The sequence below is a fragment of the Enterobacter sp. 186315 genome (genome assembly GCF_053290175.1).
Genome location: NZ_JBPTTK010000003.1, coordinates 92,058 through 109,615 on the forward strand (window position 1 = coordinate 92,058; position 17,558 = coordinate 109,615).

Annotated in this window: 18 protein-coding genes; 9 read left to right on the forward strand and 9 right to left on the reverse strand. The window is 58.9% G+C overall.

Going from position 1 to position 17,558, the window contains the following annotated elements:
* Position 1: 1 nt before the first annotated feature.
* Positions 2-1,054, forward strand: a complete 1,053-nt coding sequence (locus ACSVHP_RS04550; protein ID WP_234672206.1) for a LacI family DNA-binding transcriptional regulator — start codon at positions 2-4, stop codon at positions 1,052-1,054.
* Between the two features lie 29 nt (positions 1,055-1,083).
* Here the strand turns inward: ACSVHP_RS04550 and ACSVHP_RS04555 are convergent, their stop codons facing one another.
* On the reverse strand, positions 1,084-2,700 hold the full coding sequence (locus tag ACSVHP_RS04555; RefSeq protein WP_447551126.1) for a peptide ABC transporter substrate-binding protein: 1,617 nt from the start codon (positions 2,698-2,700) through the stop codon (positions 1,084-1,086).
* 183 nt (positions 2,701-2,883) lie between these two features.
* Here ACSVHP_RS04555 and mpaA point away from each other — a divergent pair, with 183 nt between their 5' ends.
* Positions 2,884-3,597, forward strand: a complete 714-nt coding sequence (gene mpaA / locus ACSVHP_RS04560) for a murein tripeptide amidase MpaA (RefSeq protein WP_447551127.1) — start codon at positions 2,884-2,886, stop codon at positions 3,595-3,597.
* Here mpaA and ycjG read toward each other — a convergent pair.
* Entirely contained in the window at positions 3,588-4,553 is a 966-nt protein-coding gene (gene ycjG / locus ACSVHP_RS04565; protein ID WP_447551128.1) for an L-Ala-D/L-Glu epimerase, read from the reverse strand. The genes mpaA and ycjG overlap by 10 nt on opposite strands.
* Before the next feature lie 108 nt (positions 4,554-4,661).
* On the opposite strand from ycjG, the gene tpx reads away from it, so the two are divergent.
* Positions 4,662-5,168, forward strand: a complete 507-nt coding sequence (gene tpx, locus ACSVHP_RS04570; RefSeq protein ID WP_234672198.1) for a thiol peroxidase — start codon at positions 4,662-4,664, stop codon at positions 5,166-5,168.
* A 104-nt stretch (positions 5,169-5,272) separates the two neighbouring features.
* Here tpx and tyrR read toward each other — a convergent pair whose 3' ends face one another.
* From tyrR to pspA, 7 genes are all read right to left on the reverse strand, one after another.
* The gene (tyrR, locus tag ACSVHP_RS04575) at positions 5,273-6,814 is read right to left on the reverse strand and encodes a transcriptional regulator TyrR (RefSeq protein WP_417312957.1); all 1,542 of its coding nucleotides are present in this window, start codon (positions 6,812-6,814) and stop codon (positions 5,273-5,275) included.
* A gap of 120 nt (positions 6,815-6,934) precedes the next feature.
* A complete protein-coding gene (locus tag ACSVHP_RS04580) occupies positions 6,935-7,981 on the reverse strand; it encodes a TIGR01620 family protein (RefSeq protein ID WP_417312959.1) in 1,047 nt (348 codons plus the stop codon).
* Positions 7,978-9,375 carry a YcjX family GTP-binding protein gene (locus ACSVHP_RS04585; RefSeq protein ID WP_234672192.1) on the reverse strand — a complete coding sequence of 466 codons (1,398 nt, stop codon included), beginning with the start codon at positions 9,373-9,375 and terminating at the stop codon, positions 7,978-7,980. Before ACSVHP_RS04585 ends, ACSVHP_RS04580 begins: the two co-directional genes overlap by 4 nt.
* Before the next feature lie 114 nt (positions 9,376-9,489).
* The gene (gene pspD / locus ACSVHP_RS04590; RefSeq protein ID WP_234672190.1) at positions 9,490-9,708 is read right to left on the reverse strand and encodes a phage shock protein PspD; all 219 of its coding nucleotides are present in this window, start codon (positions 9,706-9,708) and stop codon (positions 9,490-9,492) included.
* 11 nt (positions 9,709-9,719) lie between these two features.
* Positions 9,720-10,079, reverse strand: coding sequence for an envelope stress response membrane protein PspC (gene pspC / locus ACSVHP_RS04595; protein ID WP_234672189.1), 360 nt, complete (start codon positions 10,077-10,079; stop codon positions 9,720-9,722).
* A complete protein-coding gene (pspB, locus tag ACSVHP_RS04600) occupies positions 10,079-10,303 on the reverse strand; it encodes an envelope stress response membrane protein PspB (protein WP_234672187.1) in 225 nt (74 codons plus the stop codon). The genes pspC and pspB overlap by 1 nt, the downstream gene beginning before the upstream one ends.
* A gap of 54 nt (positions 10,304-10,357) precedes the next feature.
* A complete protein-coding gene (pspA, locus tag ACSVHP_RS04605) occupies positions 10,358-11,026 on the reverse strand; it encodes a phage shock protein PspA (protein WP_447551129.1) in 669 nt (222 codons plus the stop codon).
* A gap of 166 nt (positions 11,027-11,192) precedes the next feature.
* On the opposite strand from pspA, the gene pspF reads away from it, so the two are divergent.
* The 6 genes from pspF to sapF all read left to right on the forward strand — a co-directional run bounded on the left by pspF (position 11,193) and on the right by sapF (position 17,538).
* Positions 11,193-12,170, forward strand: coding sequence for a phage shock protein operon transcriptional activator (gene pspF, locus ACSVHP_RS04610; protein WP_417312962.1), 978 nt, complete (start codon positions 11,193-11,195; stop codon positions 12,168-12,170).
* 88 nt (positions 12,171-12,258) lie between these two features.
* Complete coding sequence (sapA, locus tag ACSVHP_RS04615; protein ID WP_447551130.1) at positions 12,259-13,899, forward strand: ABC transporter substrate-binding protein SapA; 1,641 nt, start codon at positions 12,259-12,261, stop codon at positions 13,897-13,899.
* The gene (gene sapB / locus ACSVHP_RS04620) at positions 13,896-14,861 is read left to right on the forward strand and encodes a putrescine export ABC transporter permease SapB (protein WP_447551131.1); all 966 of its coding nucleotides are present in this window, start codon (positions 13,896-13,898) and stop codon (positions 14,859-14,861) included. The genes sapA and sapB overlap by 4 nt, the downstream gene beginning before the upstream one ends.
* Complete coding sequence (gene sapC, locus ACSVHP_RS04625) at positions 14,848-15,738, forward strand: putrescine export ABC transporter permease SapC (protein WP_447551132.1); 891 nt, start codon at positions 14,848-14,850, stop codon at positions 15,736-15,738. Before sapB ends, sapC begins: the two co-directional genes overlap by 14 nt.
* Positions 15,738-16,730, forward strand: a complete 993-nt coding sequence (gene sapD / locus ACSVHP_RS04630; protein ID WP_447551133.1) for a peptide ABC transporter ATP-binding protein SapD — start codon at positions 15,738-15,740, stop codon at positions 16,728-16,730. Before sapC ends, sapD begins: the two co-directional genes overlap by 1 nt.
* Before the next feature lies 1 nt (position 16,731).
* Complete coding sequence (gene sapF / locus ACSVHP_RS04635) at positions 16,732-17,538, forward strand: putrescine export ABC transporter ATP-binding protein SapF (protein ID WP_447551134.1); 807 nt, start codon at positions 16,732-16,734, stop codon at positions 17,536-17,538.
* Positions 17,539-17,558 lie beyond the last annotated feature (20 nt).

Genomic DNA, 17,558 nt, shown 5'->3' on the forward strand with positions numbered 1-17,558 from the left:
AGTGCAGACGTTACATGCGGACGAGAGTGCGAGAGAAAAACGCAGGAAAAACACGGGTAAAATAACGCTTGCCGAAGTGGCAAAACTGGTCGGCGTTAGCACCATGACGGTCTCCCGCGCGTTACGTATGCCTGAAAAAGTGAATCCTGAACTGCGCACCCGCATCGAAGCCGCGGTGAGCGAGCTGGGCTATGTACCAAACTTGCAGGCCCGCAACCTTGCCTCTGCCGACTCCAGCCTGGTCATGGGTGTGGTGCCCTCTTTCTCCTCCCCGGGCTTTATTGCGGTTTCCGAAACGCTGCAAACCGTGCTCGCGACCCAGGGCTACAGCATGATGTTTATTGAGTCCGGCCAGGGGGGGCAAAGTGAGGAAAAAGCCTTTGCGCAAATGCTCGCCTACAACCCGGCGGCCATCGTTCAGTTCAATATCGATAACATCAGCAGCTGTTCGCAGATGTTAATCAACACCGGGGTGCCGGTGGTGGAGATCGGCGCGATCAATCGCGATGCCAGCTGGATCAGCATCGGCGTTGACTACGCTGCGGCCATCAAAAAGCTGGTCACCCTGCTTGCGCAGTCCGGCTATAAAAATATCGGCCTGCTCTGCACCGCCTCCAATAACATTATGTTTCGTCAGGTGCTGAGCGGCTGGAACAGCGCCATGCTCTCCGTTAACCACTCTCCCCATCGCGTGGTGACCTCTCACCTGCCCGCTGGCATTACCACGGGTTTGAATCTGCTGGGGGATATTCGTATCACCTGGCCTGAGCTGGATGCGCTGGTGTGTACATCTGATGAAATTGCCTGCGGCTGTATTATGGCCTGTCACGGTGAGGGGCTGAAAGTGCCTGACACTCTGGCATTAGCAAGCTTAAGCGGGGGGACTCTAGCGGCGGTTTGCTCGCCGGCGCTGACCGCCGTCGAGTTCCCGTGGAGTGAAACCGGAACGCTTGCAGGACAAACGTTGCTCGATCTTCTGACGGGCAATTCAACGGACAAATCCATTGAATTGCCGTCAGCGTTACAGGTGCGGGCAAGCACCAGAAAGCGTTGACCTCAGCTTATCCGCGTCGCGTTGACGCATCAGTGCTTCTCAATATACATCGTGCGGCTATAGGCCACGTCTTCCGGGTTATTGATCGGGTAGCCCTTCACCCACGGCTTGATCAGACGCCCGTTGGTGTACTGATAAATCGGCGCGATAGGCGCTTTTTCAGCGAGGATCTTCTCGGCTTTGTTGTAATCGTCGTTACGCGCCTTTGCGGTTGTTTCCGTTGAGGCCTGATTGATGATCTTGTCATAGGCCGGATCGTTGAAGCGCGAAATGTTGCCGCTGTGGGTCGAGGTCAGCAGCGACAGGAAGGTCGACGGCTCGTTGTAGTCCCCCACCCAGGAGGCGCGGATCACGTCGAAATTCCCGGTGTTGCGGCTGTCGATATAGGTTTTCCACTCCTGGTTTTGCAGCTTGACGTCCACGCCCAGATTTTTCTTCCACATAGACGCCACCGCAATGGCGATCTTCTGGTGATTTTCAGACGTGTTGTACAGCAGGGTCAGCTTCAGCGGACGCTGTGGACCGTAGCCCGCCGCCTGGAGCAGCATCTTCGCCTGAGCGTTCAGCTCCTGCTGGGACATTTGCTCGAACACGGAGGCCTCTGGCGTAAAGCCCGCCGTCACGTCAGGCGTAAAGTGCCACGCCGGTTTCTCACCCGTCCCTAACACTTTATCCGCCATGATGCGGCGATCGATGGTCATGCTCAGCGCCAGACGCACGCGTGAATCGGCGGTTGGCCCTTTCTGAGTATTAAACGCGTAATAATAGGTACCGAGCTGAGGCGGCGTGTAGACCTGCCCAGGAATGTCCTTCTTCAGCTTCTGGTACATGTTTTTCGGGAAAGATTCGGTGATATCAATGTCCCCGGCCAGATAGCGTTTAGTCGCATTGGACTCCTGGTTAATCGGCACGAAGGTGACTTTTTTCAGCACCGTGTTGGCGTTATCCCAGTAATTGACGTTGGGCTCGACCACCAGCTTTTCGTTGACCACGCGGTCTTTCAGCACGTACGCCCCGTTGCCCACCAGCGCCCCCTGACGGGTCCACTCCTTACCGCTTTCAACGTTCGCTTTCTGCACCGGATAAAACGCAAAGCTCGCCGTCAGGTTGGCAAACCACGGCAGCGGTTTATCAAGCTGAACGCGCAGGGTTTTCGCATCCACGGCGGTCACGCCGAGCGTGTCCGGCGCGGCTTTACCGTCGATAATCGCCTGCGCGTTGCCGATCCCCGCCAGCGCGGCAAACCAGGCAAACGGCGAGGTGGTTTTTGGATCGACCAGGCGCTGCCAGCTGTAGACGAAATCCTGTGCCGTTACCGGCGTGCCGTCAGACCACTTTGCGTTATCGCGCAGGGTAAACGTCCAGACGCGGTTATCGTTACTTTGCCAGCGGGTGGCGACACCGGGGGTCAGCTCGCCCTTCTCATTCTGATTCACCAGCCCTTCAAACAGATCGCGGATCACCTGGATTTCAGGCAACCCCACGGCTTTGGCCGGATCGAGCGAAGCGGGTTCGTCTTTAATATGGCGAACCAGTTCCTGCTTTTGCGCCAGAACCGTCCCCTTTGGGATATCGGCGGCGAAAGAGAGTGAAGAGAGTCCGCACAGCCAAAGCGCAGAACAGAGCAGCGAAACAGGATGCTTCATGAGATCCCCTTAAGAGGTCAGGTAACAGACAGATGCGTAATTATTTGTTTCGACACGAAGAAATGCAAATGTCTTGCATCGGAAAGTTGATATCCGGCAATTTTCCCGGTACATGGAAACTATTTGATTAACCGCGAGTTTTGCACAACACTGCCAGTAGACTCTTCTTCATCAGGATTTCCTATGTCACTCACCCGACCAAGAACGGAACGTGGCGCGTTTCCGCCCGGGACCGAACACTATGGCCGCTCGTTTCTGGGCGCGCCGCTGATCTGGTTTCCGGCGCCTGAAGCCGATCGCAACAGCGGTTTGATTATTGCGGGCACCCACGGGGATGAAAACTCGTCAATCGTCACCCTCTCCTGCGCGCTGCGCACGCTTGCGCCGGAGCTGCGGAAACATCACGTGATCCTGACCGTGAACCCGGACGGGTGTCAGCTGGGGCTGCGGGCAAACGCGCGGGGAATCGATCTGAACCGCAATTTCCCGGCGGCAAACTGGCGCGCCGGGGAAACGGTGTATCGCTGGAACAGCTCGGCGCAGGAGCGTGACGTGGTGCTGCTGACGGGCGATAAGCCAGGCTCAGAGCCTGAAACCCAGGCGCTGTGTCACCTGATCCACCGACTGCATCCGGCGTGGGTCGTGTCGTTCCACGACCCGCTGGCATGCATTGAAGATACGCGCCACACCGCGCTCGGCCAGTGGCTGGCGGATGAATTTGCCCTGCCGCTGGTCACCAGCGTGGGCTACGAAACCCCCGGCTCCTTCGGAAGCTGGTGCGCCGATTTAGGGTTACACTGCATCACCGCAGAGTTCCCGCCCATCTCCTCCGACGAAGCGAGCGAGAAATACCTCAAGGCGATGGTCGGGCTGCTGCGCTGGCAGCCTCAGAGATGAAGCGTGCCGGTCGTGAAATGCAGGGCTGGCGAGACATCCACCGCCAGCCACGTCGGCCCGTCCAGATCGGCAAAACTGACCTCGTTGACCAGCGGTAGCGCGGCGTTAATTGCCCGCGACGTACACAGCATACAGCCGAGCATCAGCGCAAACCCCTGCGCTTTTGCCTCGTGCGCCAGCGCCAGCGCCTCCGTGAGGCCGCCCGTTTTATCAAGCTTGATATTCACCATCTCATAGCGCCCCTTTAACCCGGCAAGGCTCTCGCGGGTGTGGCAGCTTTCGTCGGCGCAAATCGGCAGGGGGTGGATAAAGTTGGTCAGCGCGGCATCGTCTTTGGCCGGAAGCGGCTGTTCCAGCATCGCCACGTCCAGATCGGCCAGCAGCTGGCAGCGCGCCGCCAGCCCTTCGCTGTGCCAGGATTCGTTAGCATCGACAATCAGCGTGGCGTCAGGCACCGCCGAGCGAATAGCGACCATGCGCTCGCTGATCAGGCGATCGTCGAGCTTCACTTTTAACAGGGTTGCTCCCGCGTCATAAAGCGCCTTCGCGCTGGCGGCCATCTGTTCCGGCTCGCCAATCACTACCGTTTGCGCGGTCACCACCCTCTGCGGCAGCGAGACATCCAGAAGCGCAGGCAGCGCGCGCTGCTGCTTCGCGGACTCCAGGCTCCAGAGCGCGCAGTCAATGGCGTTACGCGCGGCGCCCGGAGCTAAACGCTGCTGTAGCGCGTCGCGGGTCAGCCCCTGCTGTAACGCGGGTACGAGGGTCATCACCTGCGCCATCACCGAGGCCAGGCTCTCCCCGTAGCGCGGATACGGCGTGCATTCGCCGGTCCCCTTCACCCCGTCCTCTTCGATCTCGACCACCACCACGCAGGCTTCGCTGCGGCTGCCGCGAGAAATAACGAACGGGGAATGCAGCGGCCAGGCTTCTTCGTAGACTTTCACGCTTCTCATTGACGTACTCCTTGCGGCCCGGTGAGGGAATAAAATTGGTTTGCCGTGTTATCCGCTGTTGGCATACACTAGCCCCGACGTTAACTATATGTAAACAGGAAGATATCTATGTCACAACTCGTTCATTTCCAGGGCAACCCGGTTGCTGTTGCAGGTTCAATTCCGCAGGCAGGTAGCAAAGCGCAGGCGTTCACTCTGGTGGCTAAAGATCTGTCTGACGTCACGCTGGGCCAGTTTGCTGGCAAACGTAAAGTGCTGAACATTTTCCCAAGCATCGATACCGGCGTATGCGCCGCGTCCGTGCGTAAATTCAACCAGCTGGCCACTGAGATGGACAACACCGTTGTGCTGTGCATTTCTGCCGACCTGCCGTTTGCCCAGTCTCGTTTCTGCGGCGCAGAAGGGCTGAGCAACGTCATTACCCTTTCCACGCTGCGTAACCCGGATTTCCTTGAGAAATACGGCGTAGGCATCGCGGAAGGCGCGCTGAAAGGCCTGGCCGCTCGCGCGGTGCTGGTACTTGATGAAAACGACAACGTTGTTTTCAGCGAACTGGTTAACGAAATCACCACCGAGCCAGACTACACGGCTGCACTCGACGTACTGAAAGCGTAACCGGGCTTTTAACGCTTAGCAAGGCAATGAAATAAAAGGATTTATTTCTGTTTATATGAAAACCCCGCCAGCGAGCGGGGTTTTGTTTTTCTGCCGGAAAGGACTTACTCCTCGCCCTTCTTCTGATTCAGGCCGTATTCGCGCAGCTTGTTGGCAATCGCCGTATGCGACACGCCCAGACGTTTAGCCAGCTTGCGGGTGCTCGGATAGCTGCGATAAAGCTGCGTCAGCACCGAACGTTCGAAGCGGCTGGTGATATCGTCAAGCGATCCTTCCATCGCCTCTTCCCCGACCGACACCGTTCCGGCATCGTAATCCGGCAACAGGATATCCTGAGGGCGAAGCTCGTAGCCTTCAAGCTGCGTCAGGGCGCGGTAGACGGCGTTTTTGAGCTGGCGAATATTCCCCGGCCAGCCGTAGCGGGTCAACATGGTGCCCAGGTCGGCGGACAGTTTCGGACGCGGAACGCCCTGCTCGTCGGCAAAGCGCGCCACGAACAGCTCGGTCAGCGGCATGATGTCCTGCGGACAGTCGCGCAGCGGCGGGATATTGAGGGTCAGCACGTTGAGGCGATAATAGAGATCTTCACGGAACACGCCCTTCTGCACCAGCTCCACCAGGTTCTTCTGGGTGGCGCAAATCACGCGCACATCTACGTGCACTTCATGATCTTCCCCGACCCGGCGGAAGGTCCCGTCGTTCAGGAAACGCAGCAGCTTCGCCTGCATCCGTGGCGACATTTCGCCGATTTCGTCCAGCAGCACCGAGCCGCCGTTCGCCTGCTCGAAAAAGCCCTTTTTACCTTCCGGCGCGTGGCCAAACAGCTCGCTTTCGACCGCATCTTCCGGAATAGAGGCGCAGTTCAGCGCCAGATAAGGCTTCGCCGCACGCGGGCCGGCAAGATGGACGGCGTGGGCCAGCAGATCTTTCCCGGTGCCGGTATCACCCGTAATAAGCAGCGGCGCGGTTAAGTTCGCCAGCTTGCGCGCCTGATCGACCACGTGACGCATTTTCGGGCTGACGGCGATAATCTGGCTAAACGCCCCGACGTCCTGGCTGGAGAGGTTTTGCAGCTGACGGCCCATGCGCACGGTTGAACGCAGCATGACGACCGCCCCGGTCAGCACCCGGGCGTCGTTTTCCCCTTTCAGGTGGACTGGGGTAATTTCCATCAGGAAGTTCTGCCCGTTAATAACGACATGCTCGCTGTGGGTGTTTTGCGGGTTGCTGTCGAGCCAGCGCTGGAAGTTGAAGCCGGGGATCAGCTGGGCCGCCTGATGGTTGCGCAGCTTTTCCTGGCTCTGGGCAAACAGCTGGCAGCTCGCCAGGTTGACGCGTTCAATCTTACTTTTCAGATCCAGAGACAGGAACGGCTCCGGCATCGATTCGAGCAGCGCGCTCAGCGCCAGGTGCTCGCGCTCGGAGGGCATCCAGGGGATGGTTCTGACATCCGTAACGCCAGCGATACGGCGGATTTCAGCCATCAGACTACTGAATGTGTTGAATTCAATTTCGGCAAAATTGAGGTAAATTAGCCCGACGGGATCGATCTCAATGCCACGTAAATCAATGCTACGCAAAACAAGCAGATCGAGTAACTCGCGGGTAAGACCGAGTCGGTCTTCACAAAAGACTTCCAGACGCATGGATAATTCACCGTTTAAGCCATTAACATGAAAATGATATGTCAGAATGCGGGGATCCGGAAGATGGCTGTCAACAAATATTGACAGCCTGTTGGTTTATTGGACGCGGGCGGCGTGAATTTAGCCTTTTTTGTTCAGCGTGTCCTTAAGCTGGCCTATCAGCTCGCGGCGGAAATCCCCCAGACGCGGCTTGTCGCCGTCGATCCACGGCAGAGGTCGACAAATCTCCATCGCCTTAATTCCCAGTCTCGCGGTCAGCAGCCCTGCGCCCAGCCCCTGAGCGGCTCGCGCGGAAAGACGCGCCGCCAGATCCTGCGACATCCAGTCCATCCCCACCTCACGCACCAGTTCGCTGGCCCCGGCAAACGCGATGTTCAGCAGCACCAGGCGGAACAGGCGCAGGCGGCTGTAATAGCCCAGTTCGATGCCGTACAGGGTAGCGATGCGGTTGATCAGGCGCAGGTTACGCCAGGCGATAAAGGCCATGTCCACCAGCGCCAGTGGGCTGACGGCAATCATCAGCGTTGATTCCGCAGCGGAGCGGCTAATCTCCCGACGCGCCTGAGCGTCCAGCACCGGCTGAACCATATGGGCATACAGCGCAACCACTTCCCGGTCATTCTGGGTTTCGTGGATAGCCGCGTACCAGCGCTGGAGCGCCGGATGAGACTGGTCAAGCCCGGCCTGGCTGGCGAGTTTTTCACAAAACGCGCGCCCTTTTCCGGTGGCGTGGCTTTGCAGCAAATCCCGCGCCTCGTCGCGCTCGTGGGCACGCTGGCGTAAGCGCCAGAGGCGTCGCCATTCGGTCGCCAGCGAGCCAACGCCCGCGCCGATAATCAGCGCCCCCGCCGCACAGCCGCCCAGCGCTACCCAGTCCTGGGTTTGCCAGGCGTTCATTCCCCACTGCACGCCCTGCCCGACCACGCTGATGCCAAACAGCGCCAGCCCGGCGGTCACCATTCTGCGCCACAGGCTGCGCTTCGGACGCAGCGCCGCTTCAACAACCGCCTCGGCCTGCCCCTCTTCCACCAGCGGTTCATCCGCCAGCGCCGGGGCGAAGTTATCCGCCTGCGGGCCGCTAAAGGTCTGTGCCGCCCTGAACGCATCGCGCGGCTCCTGCTCAAGCTGGCCGGTAAAATCAATGCGCGGTTTTAAGGGTTCCGTCATCGCAACTTATCTCCAATCAAAAACTCCAGCGCCGCATCAAGGCGAATATGCGGCAGCGGCTGGTCAACGTTCATCGCCTGCGGGCGGAAATCCTCAAACTGGAAGCCCTGGTTTTGCCAGAAGGCCTGACCCGGAAGGCGGGCGGGCACTTCGCCCGGATAGACGGTCAGCGGCTCGCCATCGCTCAGGCGGTTTCCCCGCAGCGCCGGGATCTTCTCCCCGTTCACCTCAATCAGGCCGCTCTGGGTCGCCTGCACCGAGGCCAGCCCCAGGCAGTCCATGCTGATGCCCTCGAACGCCGCGTTCTGCCACGCGTCCTGCACCAGCTGCTGCAACAGCGACACCATGTTGGCGTGCTGATCGAGCGTTACGTGGTCGGCTTTGGTGGCGGCAAACAGCAGCTTGTCGATCACCGGGGCGAACAGACGACGAAACAGCGTGCGCTGCCCGTAGTGGAAGCTTTGCATCAGCTGGGTCAGGGCAAGGCGCATATCGTTGAACGCCTGCGGCCCGCTGTTGAGCGGCTGAAGGCAATCCACCAGCACGATCTGGCGGTCAAAACGTAAAAAGTGGTTTTTATAAAAGCCCTTCACCACCTTCTCGCAGTAGTAGCTGTAGCGCTCGCGCAGCATGCCCGCATTGGTGTGCTTATCGGCCTGCGCCAGCTTAGATTCCCCACCGGCGTCCACGTCAGGCCACGGGAAAAACTGGAGCGCGGGCGCGCCCGCCAGATCGCCCGGCAAGACAAAACGCCCCGGCTGAATAAAGTGCAGCCCTTCCCGCTTACACTGATGCAGGTAATCGGTCCAGGCTTCGGCAATGAGCGCCAGACGGTTTTCATCGGCAGGGGCAAGCGGATCTAACCCCTCGCAGAGCTGCCGCCATTTCGCCGACCACTCCGCCCGCTGCCCCTGTAGCAGCCCGGTCATCTGCCGCGACCAGCTCAGGTAGTCCTGCGCCAGCATCGGTAAATCGAGCAGCCACTCGCCGGGGTAATCGACGATTTCAAGATAGAGCGTTGAGGTGTCCTTGAAGTGACGCATCAGGGAGTCGTTAGACCGAAAACGCAGCGCGAGGCGGATCTCGCTCACGCCGCGCGTGGGCGTCGGCCAGGCGGGAGGCGTGCCGTACAGCTGCGCCAGCCCCTCGTCATAGGTAAAGCGCGGAATGCCAAAGTCCCGCTGGGGAACGCGCTTCACGCCCAGCAGACGTTCTTCCCGCACCGCGCTCAGCAGCGGCAGGCGCGCGCCGGAATGCAAATTTAATAGCTGATTGACCATCGCCGTGATAAAGGCCGTCTTGCCGCTGCGGCTAAGGCCGGTCACCGCAAGGCGTAAATGGCGGTCAACGCCGCGGTTGACCAGAGAATTGAGTTCGTTTTTAAGTCGCTTCATCGCCGTCCTTTTTGCCTGAAGGCGTTTTAGTTCTTAGAAATATACATGGGGACAATATGAAAGGAATAAAAGCGGAAAGCAAAACGACACGCGCGCAGGCGTGTCGTCGAATGGCTATTTCAGTTTGCCCGAAAGGCGTCCCGCCAGTTTTCTGAGCATCGGTTCCAGCGCCACTGCCAGCAGCATTCTCACAGGCTTGCGGGCAACGGATTTCACCGCCCAGCCGGCAACCCCTGCCGGGCCATAGCGTAGAGCGGTAAGCAATACCAGCTTCCCTGCGATTTTCAGGCCAGGCTTAACCTTTTGACCCGCCTGCTGCCAGGAGTGATTCATTCGCGTTCCTCTTATAGCTGACGAAAACGGCTGCGTAACGTAAAGGTGTCGGAGGTGACATAGCGCTCCATCTCACGAAGACGCTTTTCACCCGCCGCCAGTTGCGCATCGACGGCGTTGAGCAAATCTCCGGAGGTCGGCGCATTTTCCGCAGCCAGTTCCCCTTCCGGCATCGGGTCGAGCACGAAGGATAGAACGATATAGGCCACCAGGGTGAAGAAGGCCAGACCGAAGAAAATCGACAGCACCGTCACCACGCGCACCAGCTTCACCGGCACGTCCAGATAGTGGGCCAGGCCAGCGCACACGCCGCGCACCATGCCCTGCTGTGGGATACGCCACAGCTTTTTATTCAGGTTAAGTCCGGCCATTAACGGTCCCTCCAGTTTGGATGTTCTGCATCAAGGATGGCTTCCAGAGCCTGAATACGTTCGCGCATTTTGGTTGCCTCGTCGGAAAGCTGCACCAGACGCTGTTGTTCACTCTGGGAAAGTTCACCGCGTGAAGAACGGTTGCTGTAATGCAGCCATAACCAGATCGGCAACACGAACAGCACGAAAATGGTCAGGGGAATTGCCAGAAAAAGCGCGCTCATGTGTACTCCTTGTCTTTTGATGCGTGGCGGCACCCGCGGATGCCGCCCACTTTATTATTGGTTGTCTTGCTTCATTTTGGCTTTAAGCGCGGCCAGCTGCTCGCTAATTTCATCGTCCGCTTTCAGGTCGGCAAACTGCTGATCCAGCGTTTTTTGCTTGCCAATGCTGTGGCTCTCCGCTTCGGCTTCCATATGGTCGATGCGGCGCTCGAACGATTCGAAGCGGGCCATCGCTTCATCCAGCTTGCCGCTGTCCAGCTGACGACGCACGTCGCGTGACGAGCTTGCCGCCTGGTGGCGCAGTGACAACGCCTGCTGACGGGCGCGGGTTTCGCTGAGTTTGTTTTCCAGCTCGCCAATCTCTTTTTTCATGCGCGTCAGGGTGTCATCCACCAGCGTCACTTCATGTTCCAGCGTAGCCACCAGATCGGTCAGCTTCTGCTTTTCAATCAGCGCGGCACGCGCCAGATCTTCTTTATCTTTGCGCAGCGCCAGCTCAGCTTTTTCCTGCCATTCGTTCAGCTGGGCGGTAGCCTGCTCAATGCGGCGCGTTAATTGTTTCTTTTCTGCCAGCGCGCGGGCAGAGGTAGAACGGACTTCAACCAGCGTGTCTTCCATTTCCTGAATCATCAGACGCACCAGCTTCTGCGGATCTTCCGCTTTCTCCAGCAGCGAGTTGATGTTGGCGTTCACGATGTCGGCAAAACGAGAAAAAATACCCATAATTCGATCCTCACAGTTCTGTTATCGGGCGATGCCCTGCTAAACAGATAATACAAAACCCATGCCAACTTTTTATCTTATTGATTTATCTCATTACGTTTGATTTTCGCGCCGTTACGCACTACGCTGACCTGGTGAATATCGCTAACGAGTGGTGAATTTAACTATGACCGAATTTAAAGATAATCTGCTGGGAGAAGCAAACAGCTTTTTAGAGGTGCTGGAGCAGGTTTCTCGCCTCGCGCCGCTCAACAAGCCGGTGCTGATTATCGGCGAGCGCGGCACGGGTAAAGAGCTTATCGCGAACCGGTTACACTTTTTGTCCGGCCGCTGGGACGGCCCGTTTATCTCGCTGAACTGCGCGGCGCTCAACGAAAACCTGCTCGACTCCGAGCTGTTTGGTCACGAAGCGGGGGCCTTTACCGGCGCGCAAAAGCGCCATCCGGGACGGTTTGAACGCGCGGACGGCGGCACGCTGTTTCTCGACGAGCTGGCGACGGCCCCGATGCTGGTACAGGAAAAGCTGCTGCGCGTGATTGAGTACGGCGAGCTGGAGCGCGTGGGCGGCAGCCAGCCGCTACAGGTAAACGTGCGCCTGGTCTGCGCCACCAATGCGGATCTGCCCCGGATGGTAGCCGAAGACAAATTCCGCGCCGACCTTTTGGACAGGCTGGCCTTCGACGTGGTGCAGCTCCCCCCGCTGCGCGAGCGGCGCAGCGACATCATGCTGCTGGCCAGGCAGTTTGCGATTCAGATGTGCCGCGAGCTGGGGCTGCCGCTCTTTCCCGGGTTTAGCGAGCACGCGCAGGACACGCTGCTGGGCTATCACTGGCCGGGGAACATCCGTGAGCTGAAAAACGTGGTGGAACGGTCAGTCTATCGCCACGGCAGCAGCGAAACCGAGCTGGATAACATCATTCTCGATCCCTTTCAGCGCGCTGAACCGTCTACGCTGGAAGCCCCAGCGCAGACGGAGACACCCGCGCTGCCGCTTGATTTACGCCAGTTCCAGCATCATCAGGAACAGCAGCTGCTTGAACAGAGCCTGAAGCAGGCGAAATATAACCAGAAACGGGCGGCTGAACTGCTGGGGCTGACCTACCATCAATTAAGGGCATTGCTCAAAAAGCATCAAATGCGCTGACATTATCAGCAGTTACCCGCAGACATTTTTACGAAGCAGGCGTAAGTGCGATACACTTTGCAGATCGAACCTAAAAACCTTAAAAATTATGCGTCTGGTTTTATCGTCCCTGATTGCGCTCGGCCTGTTCAGCCATGCGGCGTTTGCTGCGCCTGAACCTGCCGCGCTGCCTGATATTCGCGATAGCGGCTTTGTCTATTGTGTCAGCGGGCAAGTTGACACCTTCAACCCACAAAAAGCGGGCAGCGGCCTGATTGTCGACACCCTCGCCGCACAGCTTTACGACCGCCTGCTGGATGTCGATCCTTATACCTACCGCCTGGTGCCGGAGCTTGCCGAAAGCTGGGAAGTGCTGGATAACGGCGCAACCTACCGCTTCCGCCTGCGCGATGACGTGTCGTTCCAGGATACGCCGTGGTTTACCCCCACCCGTAAGCTGAATGCGGACGATGTGGTCTTTACCTTCCAGCGCATTTTTAACCGCAACCATCCGTGGCATAACGTGAACGGCGGCAGCTTCCCCTATTTCGACAGCCTGCAATTTGCCGATACGGTGAAAAGCGTGCGTAAGCTCGATAACCGCACCGTCGAATTTAGCCTGACGCGCCCGGATGCGTCGTTCTTATGGCACCTTGCGACCCACTATGCGTCGGTGATGTCTGCGGAATATGCGGCTCAATTGACCAAACGGGATCGCCAGGAGCTGCTTGACCGACAGCCGGTCGGGACGGGGCCGTTCCAGCTGGCCGAGTACCGTTCGGGGCAGTACATTCGCCTGCAACGCCACGAGCACTTCTGGCGCGGCACGCCGCTGATACCGCAGGTGGTGGTTGATTTGGGGTCGGGCGGCACGGGTCGCCTCTCTAAATTGCTTACCGGGGAGTGCGATGTGCTCGCGTGGCCGGCCGCCAGCCAGCTGACCATTTTGCGCGACGATCCGCGCCTGCGCCTGACGCTGCGTCCGGGTATGAACATCGCCTATCTGGCTTTCAATACCGATAAGCCGCCGCTCAATAACCCCGCCGTGCGACACGCGCTGGCGCTGGCGATCAATAACCAGCGCCTGATGCAGTCTATTTATTACGGCACGGCGGAAACCGCCGCCTCTATTTTGCCGCGCGCCTCGTGGGCGTATGACGGTGAAGCTAAAGTTACGGAATACAATCCGGCGAAAGCGCGCGAGCAGCTGAAAGCCCTGGGTATTGAAAATCTGACCCTGCAACTGTGGGTGCCCACCAGCTCTCAGGCGTGGAACCCCAGCCCGCTGAAAACGGCGGAGCTGTTACAGGCGGATATGGCGCAGGTGGGCGTAAAAGTGGTGATTGTGCCGGTCGAGGGCCGTTTCCAGGAGGCGCGGCTGATGGACATGAATCACGATCTCACCCTGACGGGCTGGGCGACCGACAGTAACGATCCGGACAGTTTCTTCCGTCCGCTTCTGAGCTGCGCCGCCATTAACTCCCAGACCAACTACGCCCACTGGTGCAACCGCGAGTTTGATACGGTGCTGCAAAAGGCGCTCTCTTCGCAGCAGCTGGCCTCGCGAATCGATGCTTACGATGAAGCGCAAAACATTCTGGCGAGAGAGCTGCCGGTGCTGCCGCTCGCTTCGTCCCTGCGTCTTCAGGCCTATCGCTACGACATTAAAGGGCTGGTGCTGAGCCCGTTTGGTAACGCCTCCTTTGCTGGCGTATCGCGTGAAGAAAAAGAAGAGGTGAAAAAGCCGTGATTATTTTTACCTTGCGCCGCCTGTTACTGCTGCTGGTCACGCTCTTTTTCCTGACCCTGGTCGGCTTCAGCCTGAGCTATTTCACCCCGCACGCGCCGCTGCAGGGCTCGTCCCTGTGGGATGCCCTGCTGTTCTGGTTCAACGGCGTGCTGCACTGGGACTTTGGCGTTTCCAGCATCAACGGGCAGCTGATTTCCGAACAGCTGAAAGAGGTCTTCCCGGCCACGATGGAGCTGTGCATTCTGGCCTTTGGTTTTGCCCTGATGGTGGGTATTCCGGTGGGGATGCTTGCCGGGATCTACCGCAACAAGTGGCAGGATAAGTTTATCAGCGCCCTCGCCCTGCTCGGCTTTTCGATTCCGGTCTTCTGGCTGGCGCTGCTGCTGACCCTGTTCTTCTCCCTCACCCTCGGCTGGCTGCCGGTGTCGGGCCGTTTCGACCTGCTTTATACGGTCAAAACGGTGACCGGGTTTGCGATTGTCGACGCCTGGCTGTCTGATTCCGCCTGGCGGCACGAAATGATTGTCAGCGCCGTGCGCCACATGGTGCTGCCGGTACTGACGCTGGCGGTTGCGCCGACCACCGAAGTGATTCGCCTGATGCGCATCAGCACCATCGAGGTGTTCGACCAGAACTACGTCAAGGCCGCAGCGACGCGTGGCCTGTCGCGCCTGACGATCCTGCGGCGTCACGTCCTGCACAACGCCCTGCCGCCGGTGATCCCGCGTCTGGGGTTACAGTTTTCTACCATGCTGACGCTGGCGATGATCACCGAAATGGTCTTCAGCTGGCCGGGGCTGGGGCGCTGGATGATTAACGCTATTCGCCAGCAGGACTACGCGGCCATCTCCGCCGGGGTGATGGTGATTGGCTCTCTGGTTATTATTGTTAACGTTCTTTCCGATATTTTGGGTGCCATGGCCAACCCGCTGAAGCATAAGGAATGGTATGCCCTACGATAGCGTTTACAGTGAAAAGCGCACGCCCGGTGCGCTACGAACCGTGTGGCGTAAATTCTATGGTGACACCACGGCGATGATCGGTCTGTACGGTTTCGGCGGGCTGGCGCTGCTTTGTGTCTTTGGTTCATGGTTCGCGCCGTACGGCATCGATCAGCAGTTCCTCGGCTATCAGCTGTTGCCGCCTTCGTGGTCGCGCTACGGGGAGGTTTCTTTCTTCCTCGGGACGGACGATCTGGGGCGCGATGTCTTAAGTCGCCTGCTGAGCGGCGCGGCCCCGACGGTGGGCGGCGCGTTCGTGGTGACGCTGGCCGCCGCCGTTTGCGGCCTGCTGCTGGGGATTTTCGCCGGATGTACTCACGGCCTGCGCTCTGCGGTGATGAACCACATTCTGGACACCCTGCTCTCTATTCCCTCTCTGCTGCTGGCGATTATTGTCGTCGCCTTCGCTGGCCCGCACCTGTCGCACGCGATGTTTGCCGTCTGGCTGGCGCTGCTGCCGCGCATGGTGCGCTCGGTCTACAGCATGGTTCACGACGAGCTGGAAAAAGAGTATGTGGTCGCCGCCCGTCTGGACGGCGCAACCACGTTCAACATCTTATGGTTTGCCGTGCTGCCGAACATCGCCGCGGGCCTGGTGACGGAAATCACCCGCGCCCTGTCGATGGCGATACTGGACATTGCGGCGCTGGGCTTCCTCGATCTGGGCGCCCAGCTGCCCTCCCCGGAATGGGGAGCGATGCTCGGCGACGCGCTGGAGCTGATTTACGTAGCGCCCTGGACGGTAATGCTGCCGGGTGCGGCCATCATGGTGAGCGTGCTGATCGTCAACCTGCTGGGTGACGGGATCCGCCGGGCCATTAACGCGGGGGTGGAATAATGCCGTTACTTGATATCCGCAACCTGACGATTGAATTTAAAACCGGCGAAGGCTGGGTAAAAGCCGTCGACCGCATCAGCATTACCCTGGCAGAAGGCGAGATTCGCGGTCTGGTGGGCGAATCCGGTTCGGGGAAAAGCCTGATTGCCAAAGCGATTTGCGGCGTTGCCAAAGACAACTGGCGCGTCACCGCCGACCGTATGCGGTTTGACGATATCGACCTGCTGCGCCTGTCGCCGCGCGAGCGCCGCAAGCTGGTGGGCCATAACGTGTCGATGATCTTCCAGGAGCCGCAGTCCTGTCTCGATCCGTCCGAGCGCGTGGGCAAACAGCTGATGCAGAACATCCCCGGCTGGACCTATAAAGGCCGCTGGTGGCAACGGTTCGGCTGGCGCAAGCGCCGCGCCATCGAGCTGCTGCACCGGGTCGGTATTAAAGATCACAAAGATGCCATGCGCAGCTTCCCCTACGAGCTGACCGACGGCGAGTGTCAGAAGGTGATGATCGCGATTGCGCTGGCGAATCAGCCGCGCCTGCTGATCGCCGACGAACCAACCAACGCGATGGAGCCGACCACCCAGGCGCAGATTTTCCGCCTGCTGACGCGGCTTAATCAGAACAACAATACGACTATTTTGCTGATCAGCCACGACCTGCAAATGCTCAGCAAGTGGGCCGACAAAATTGACGTGATGTACTGCGGCCAGACGGTGGAAACGGCGGGGAGCGAAGATCTGGTGACGACGCCGCATCACCCCTACACCCAGGCGCTGATCCGCGCGATCCCGGATTTCGGCAGCGCGATGCCGCACAAAAGCCGCCTGAATACGCTGCCGGGGGCAATTCCGCTGCTGGAATCCTTGCCGATCGGCTGTCGTCTTGGCCCGCGCTGCCCCTACGCACAGCGCAAATGCATTGAAACCCCGCGTCTGACGGGAGCCAAAAACCACCTGTACGCCTGTCATTTCCCGCTGAACATGGAGAGAGAGTGAAATGGTCGAAACCTTGCTGGAAGTTCGCAACCTGAGTAAGACCTTTCGCTACCGCACCGGGCTGTTTCACCGTCAGATGGTCGAGGCCGTCAAGCCGCTCAGCTTTACCCTGCGCGAGAAGCAGACGCTGGCGATTATCGGTGAAAACGGCTCCGGAAAATCGACGCTGGCGAAAATGCTCGCCGGGATGGTTGAGCCGAGCGGCGGTGAGGTGCTGATCGACGATCACCCGCTCGAGTTTGGCGATTATTCGTTCCGCAGCCAGCGCATCCGCATGATTTTTCAGGATCCGTCGACCTCCCTTAACCCGCGTCAGCGTATTTCGCAGATTCTGGATTTTCCGCTGCGATTAAACACCGACCTGGAGCCGGAGCTACGCCGCAAACGCATCATCGAAACCCTGCGCCTGGTGGGGCTGCTGCCCGATCACGAAAGCTATTATCCGCACATGCTGGCGCCGGGGCAGAAACAGCGTCTGGGGCTGGCACGCGCGCTGATCCTGCGCCCGAAGGTGATTATCGCCGACGAAGCGCTGGCCTCGCTGGATATGTCGATGCGTTCGCAGTTAATTAACCTGATGCTGGAATTGCAGGAAAAACAGGGTATCTCTTATATCTACGTGACCCAGCATTTGGGAATGATGAAGCACATCAGCGATCAGGTTCTTGTGATGCACCAGGGCGAAGTGGTCGAGCGCGGAAGCACCGCCGACGTGCTGGCCTCCCCGCTTCACGACCTGACCAAGCGCCTGATTTCGGGGCATTTTGGTGAAGCATTGACCGCAGATGCGTGGCGAAAAGATCGTTAGTTCTGCATCCAGAAAGTGGT

Excerpts from the sequence above, each read along its gene's own strand:
- ycjG (WP_447551128.1), bottom strand. The coding sequence starts at position 4,553 with ATGAGAAGCGTGAAAGTCTACGAAGAAGCCTGGCCGCTGCATTCCCCG.
- tyrR (WP_417312957.1), bottom strand. The coding sequence starts at position 6,814 with ATGCGTCTGGAAGTCTTTTGTGAAGACCGACTCGGTCTTACCCGCGAG.
- ACSVHP_RS04585 (WP_234672192.1), bottom strand. The coding sequence starts at position 9,375 with ATGAAGCGACTTAAAAACGAACTCAATTCTCTGGTCAACCGCGGCGTT.
- pspF (WP_417312962.1), top strand. The coding sequence starts at position 11,193 with ATGACCGAATTTAAAGATAATCTGCTGGGAGAAGCAAACAGCTTTTTA.
- ACSVHP_RS04580 (WP_417312959.1), bottom strand. The coding sequence starts at position 7,981 with ATGACGGAACCCTTAAAACCGCGCATTGATTTTACCGGCCAGCTTGAG.
- sapF (WP_447551134.1), top strand. The coding sequence starts at position 16,732 with ATGGTCGAAACCTTGCTGGAAGTTCGCAACCTGAGTAAGACCTTTCGC.
- pspB (WP_234672187.1), bottom strand. The coding sequence starts at position 10,303 with ATGAGCGCGCTTTTTCTGGCAATTCCCCTGACCATTTTCGTGCTGTTC.
- sapA (WP_447551130.1), top strand. The coding sequence starts at position 12,259 with ATGCGTCTGGTTTTATCGTCCCTGATTGCGCTCGGCCTGTTCAGCCAT.
- pspC (WP_234672189.1), bottom strand. The coding sequence starts at position 10,079 with ATGGCCGGACTTAACCTGAATAAAAAGCTGTGGCGTATCCCACAGCAG.
- ACSVHP_RS04555 (WP_447551126.1), bottom strand. The coding sequence starts at position 2,700 with ATGAAGCATCCTGTTTCGCTGCTCTGTTCTGCGCTTTGGCTGTGCGGA.
- pspA (WP_447551129.1), bottom strand. The coding sequence starts at position 11,026 with ATGGGTATTTTTTCTCGTTTTGCCGACATCGTGAACGCCAACATCAAC.
- tpx (WP_234672198.1), top strand. The coding sequence starts at position 4,662 with ATGTCACAACTCGTTCATTTCCAGGGCAACCCGGTTGCTGTTGCAGGT.
- sapC (WP_447551132.1), top strand. The coding sequence starts at position 14,848 with ATGCCCTACGATAGCGTTTACAGTGAAAAGCGCACGCCCGGTGCGCTA.
- pspD (WP_234672190.1), bottom strand. The coding sequence starts at position 9,708 with ATGAATCACTCCTGGCAGCAGGCGGGTCAAAAGGTTAAGCCTGGCCTG.
- mpaA (WP_447551127.1), top strand. The coding sequence starts at position 2,884 with ATGTCACTCACCCGACCAAGAACGGAACGTGGCGCGTTTCCGCCCGGG.
- sapD (WP_447551133.1), top strand. The coding sequence starts at position 15,738 with ATGCCGTTACTTGATATCCGCAACCTGACGATTGAATTTAAAACCGGC.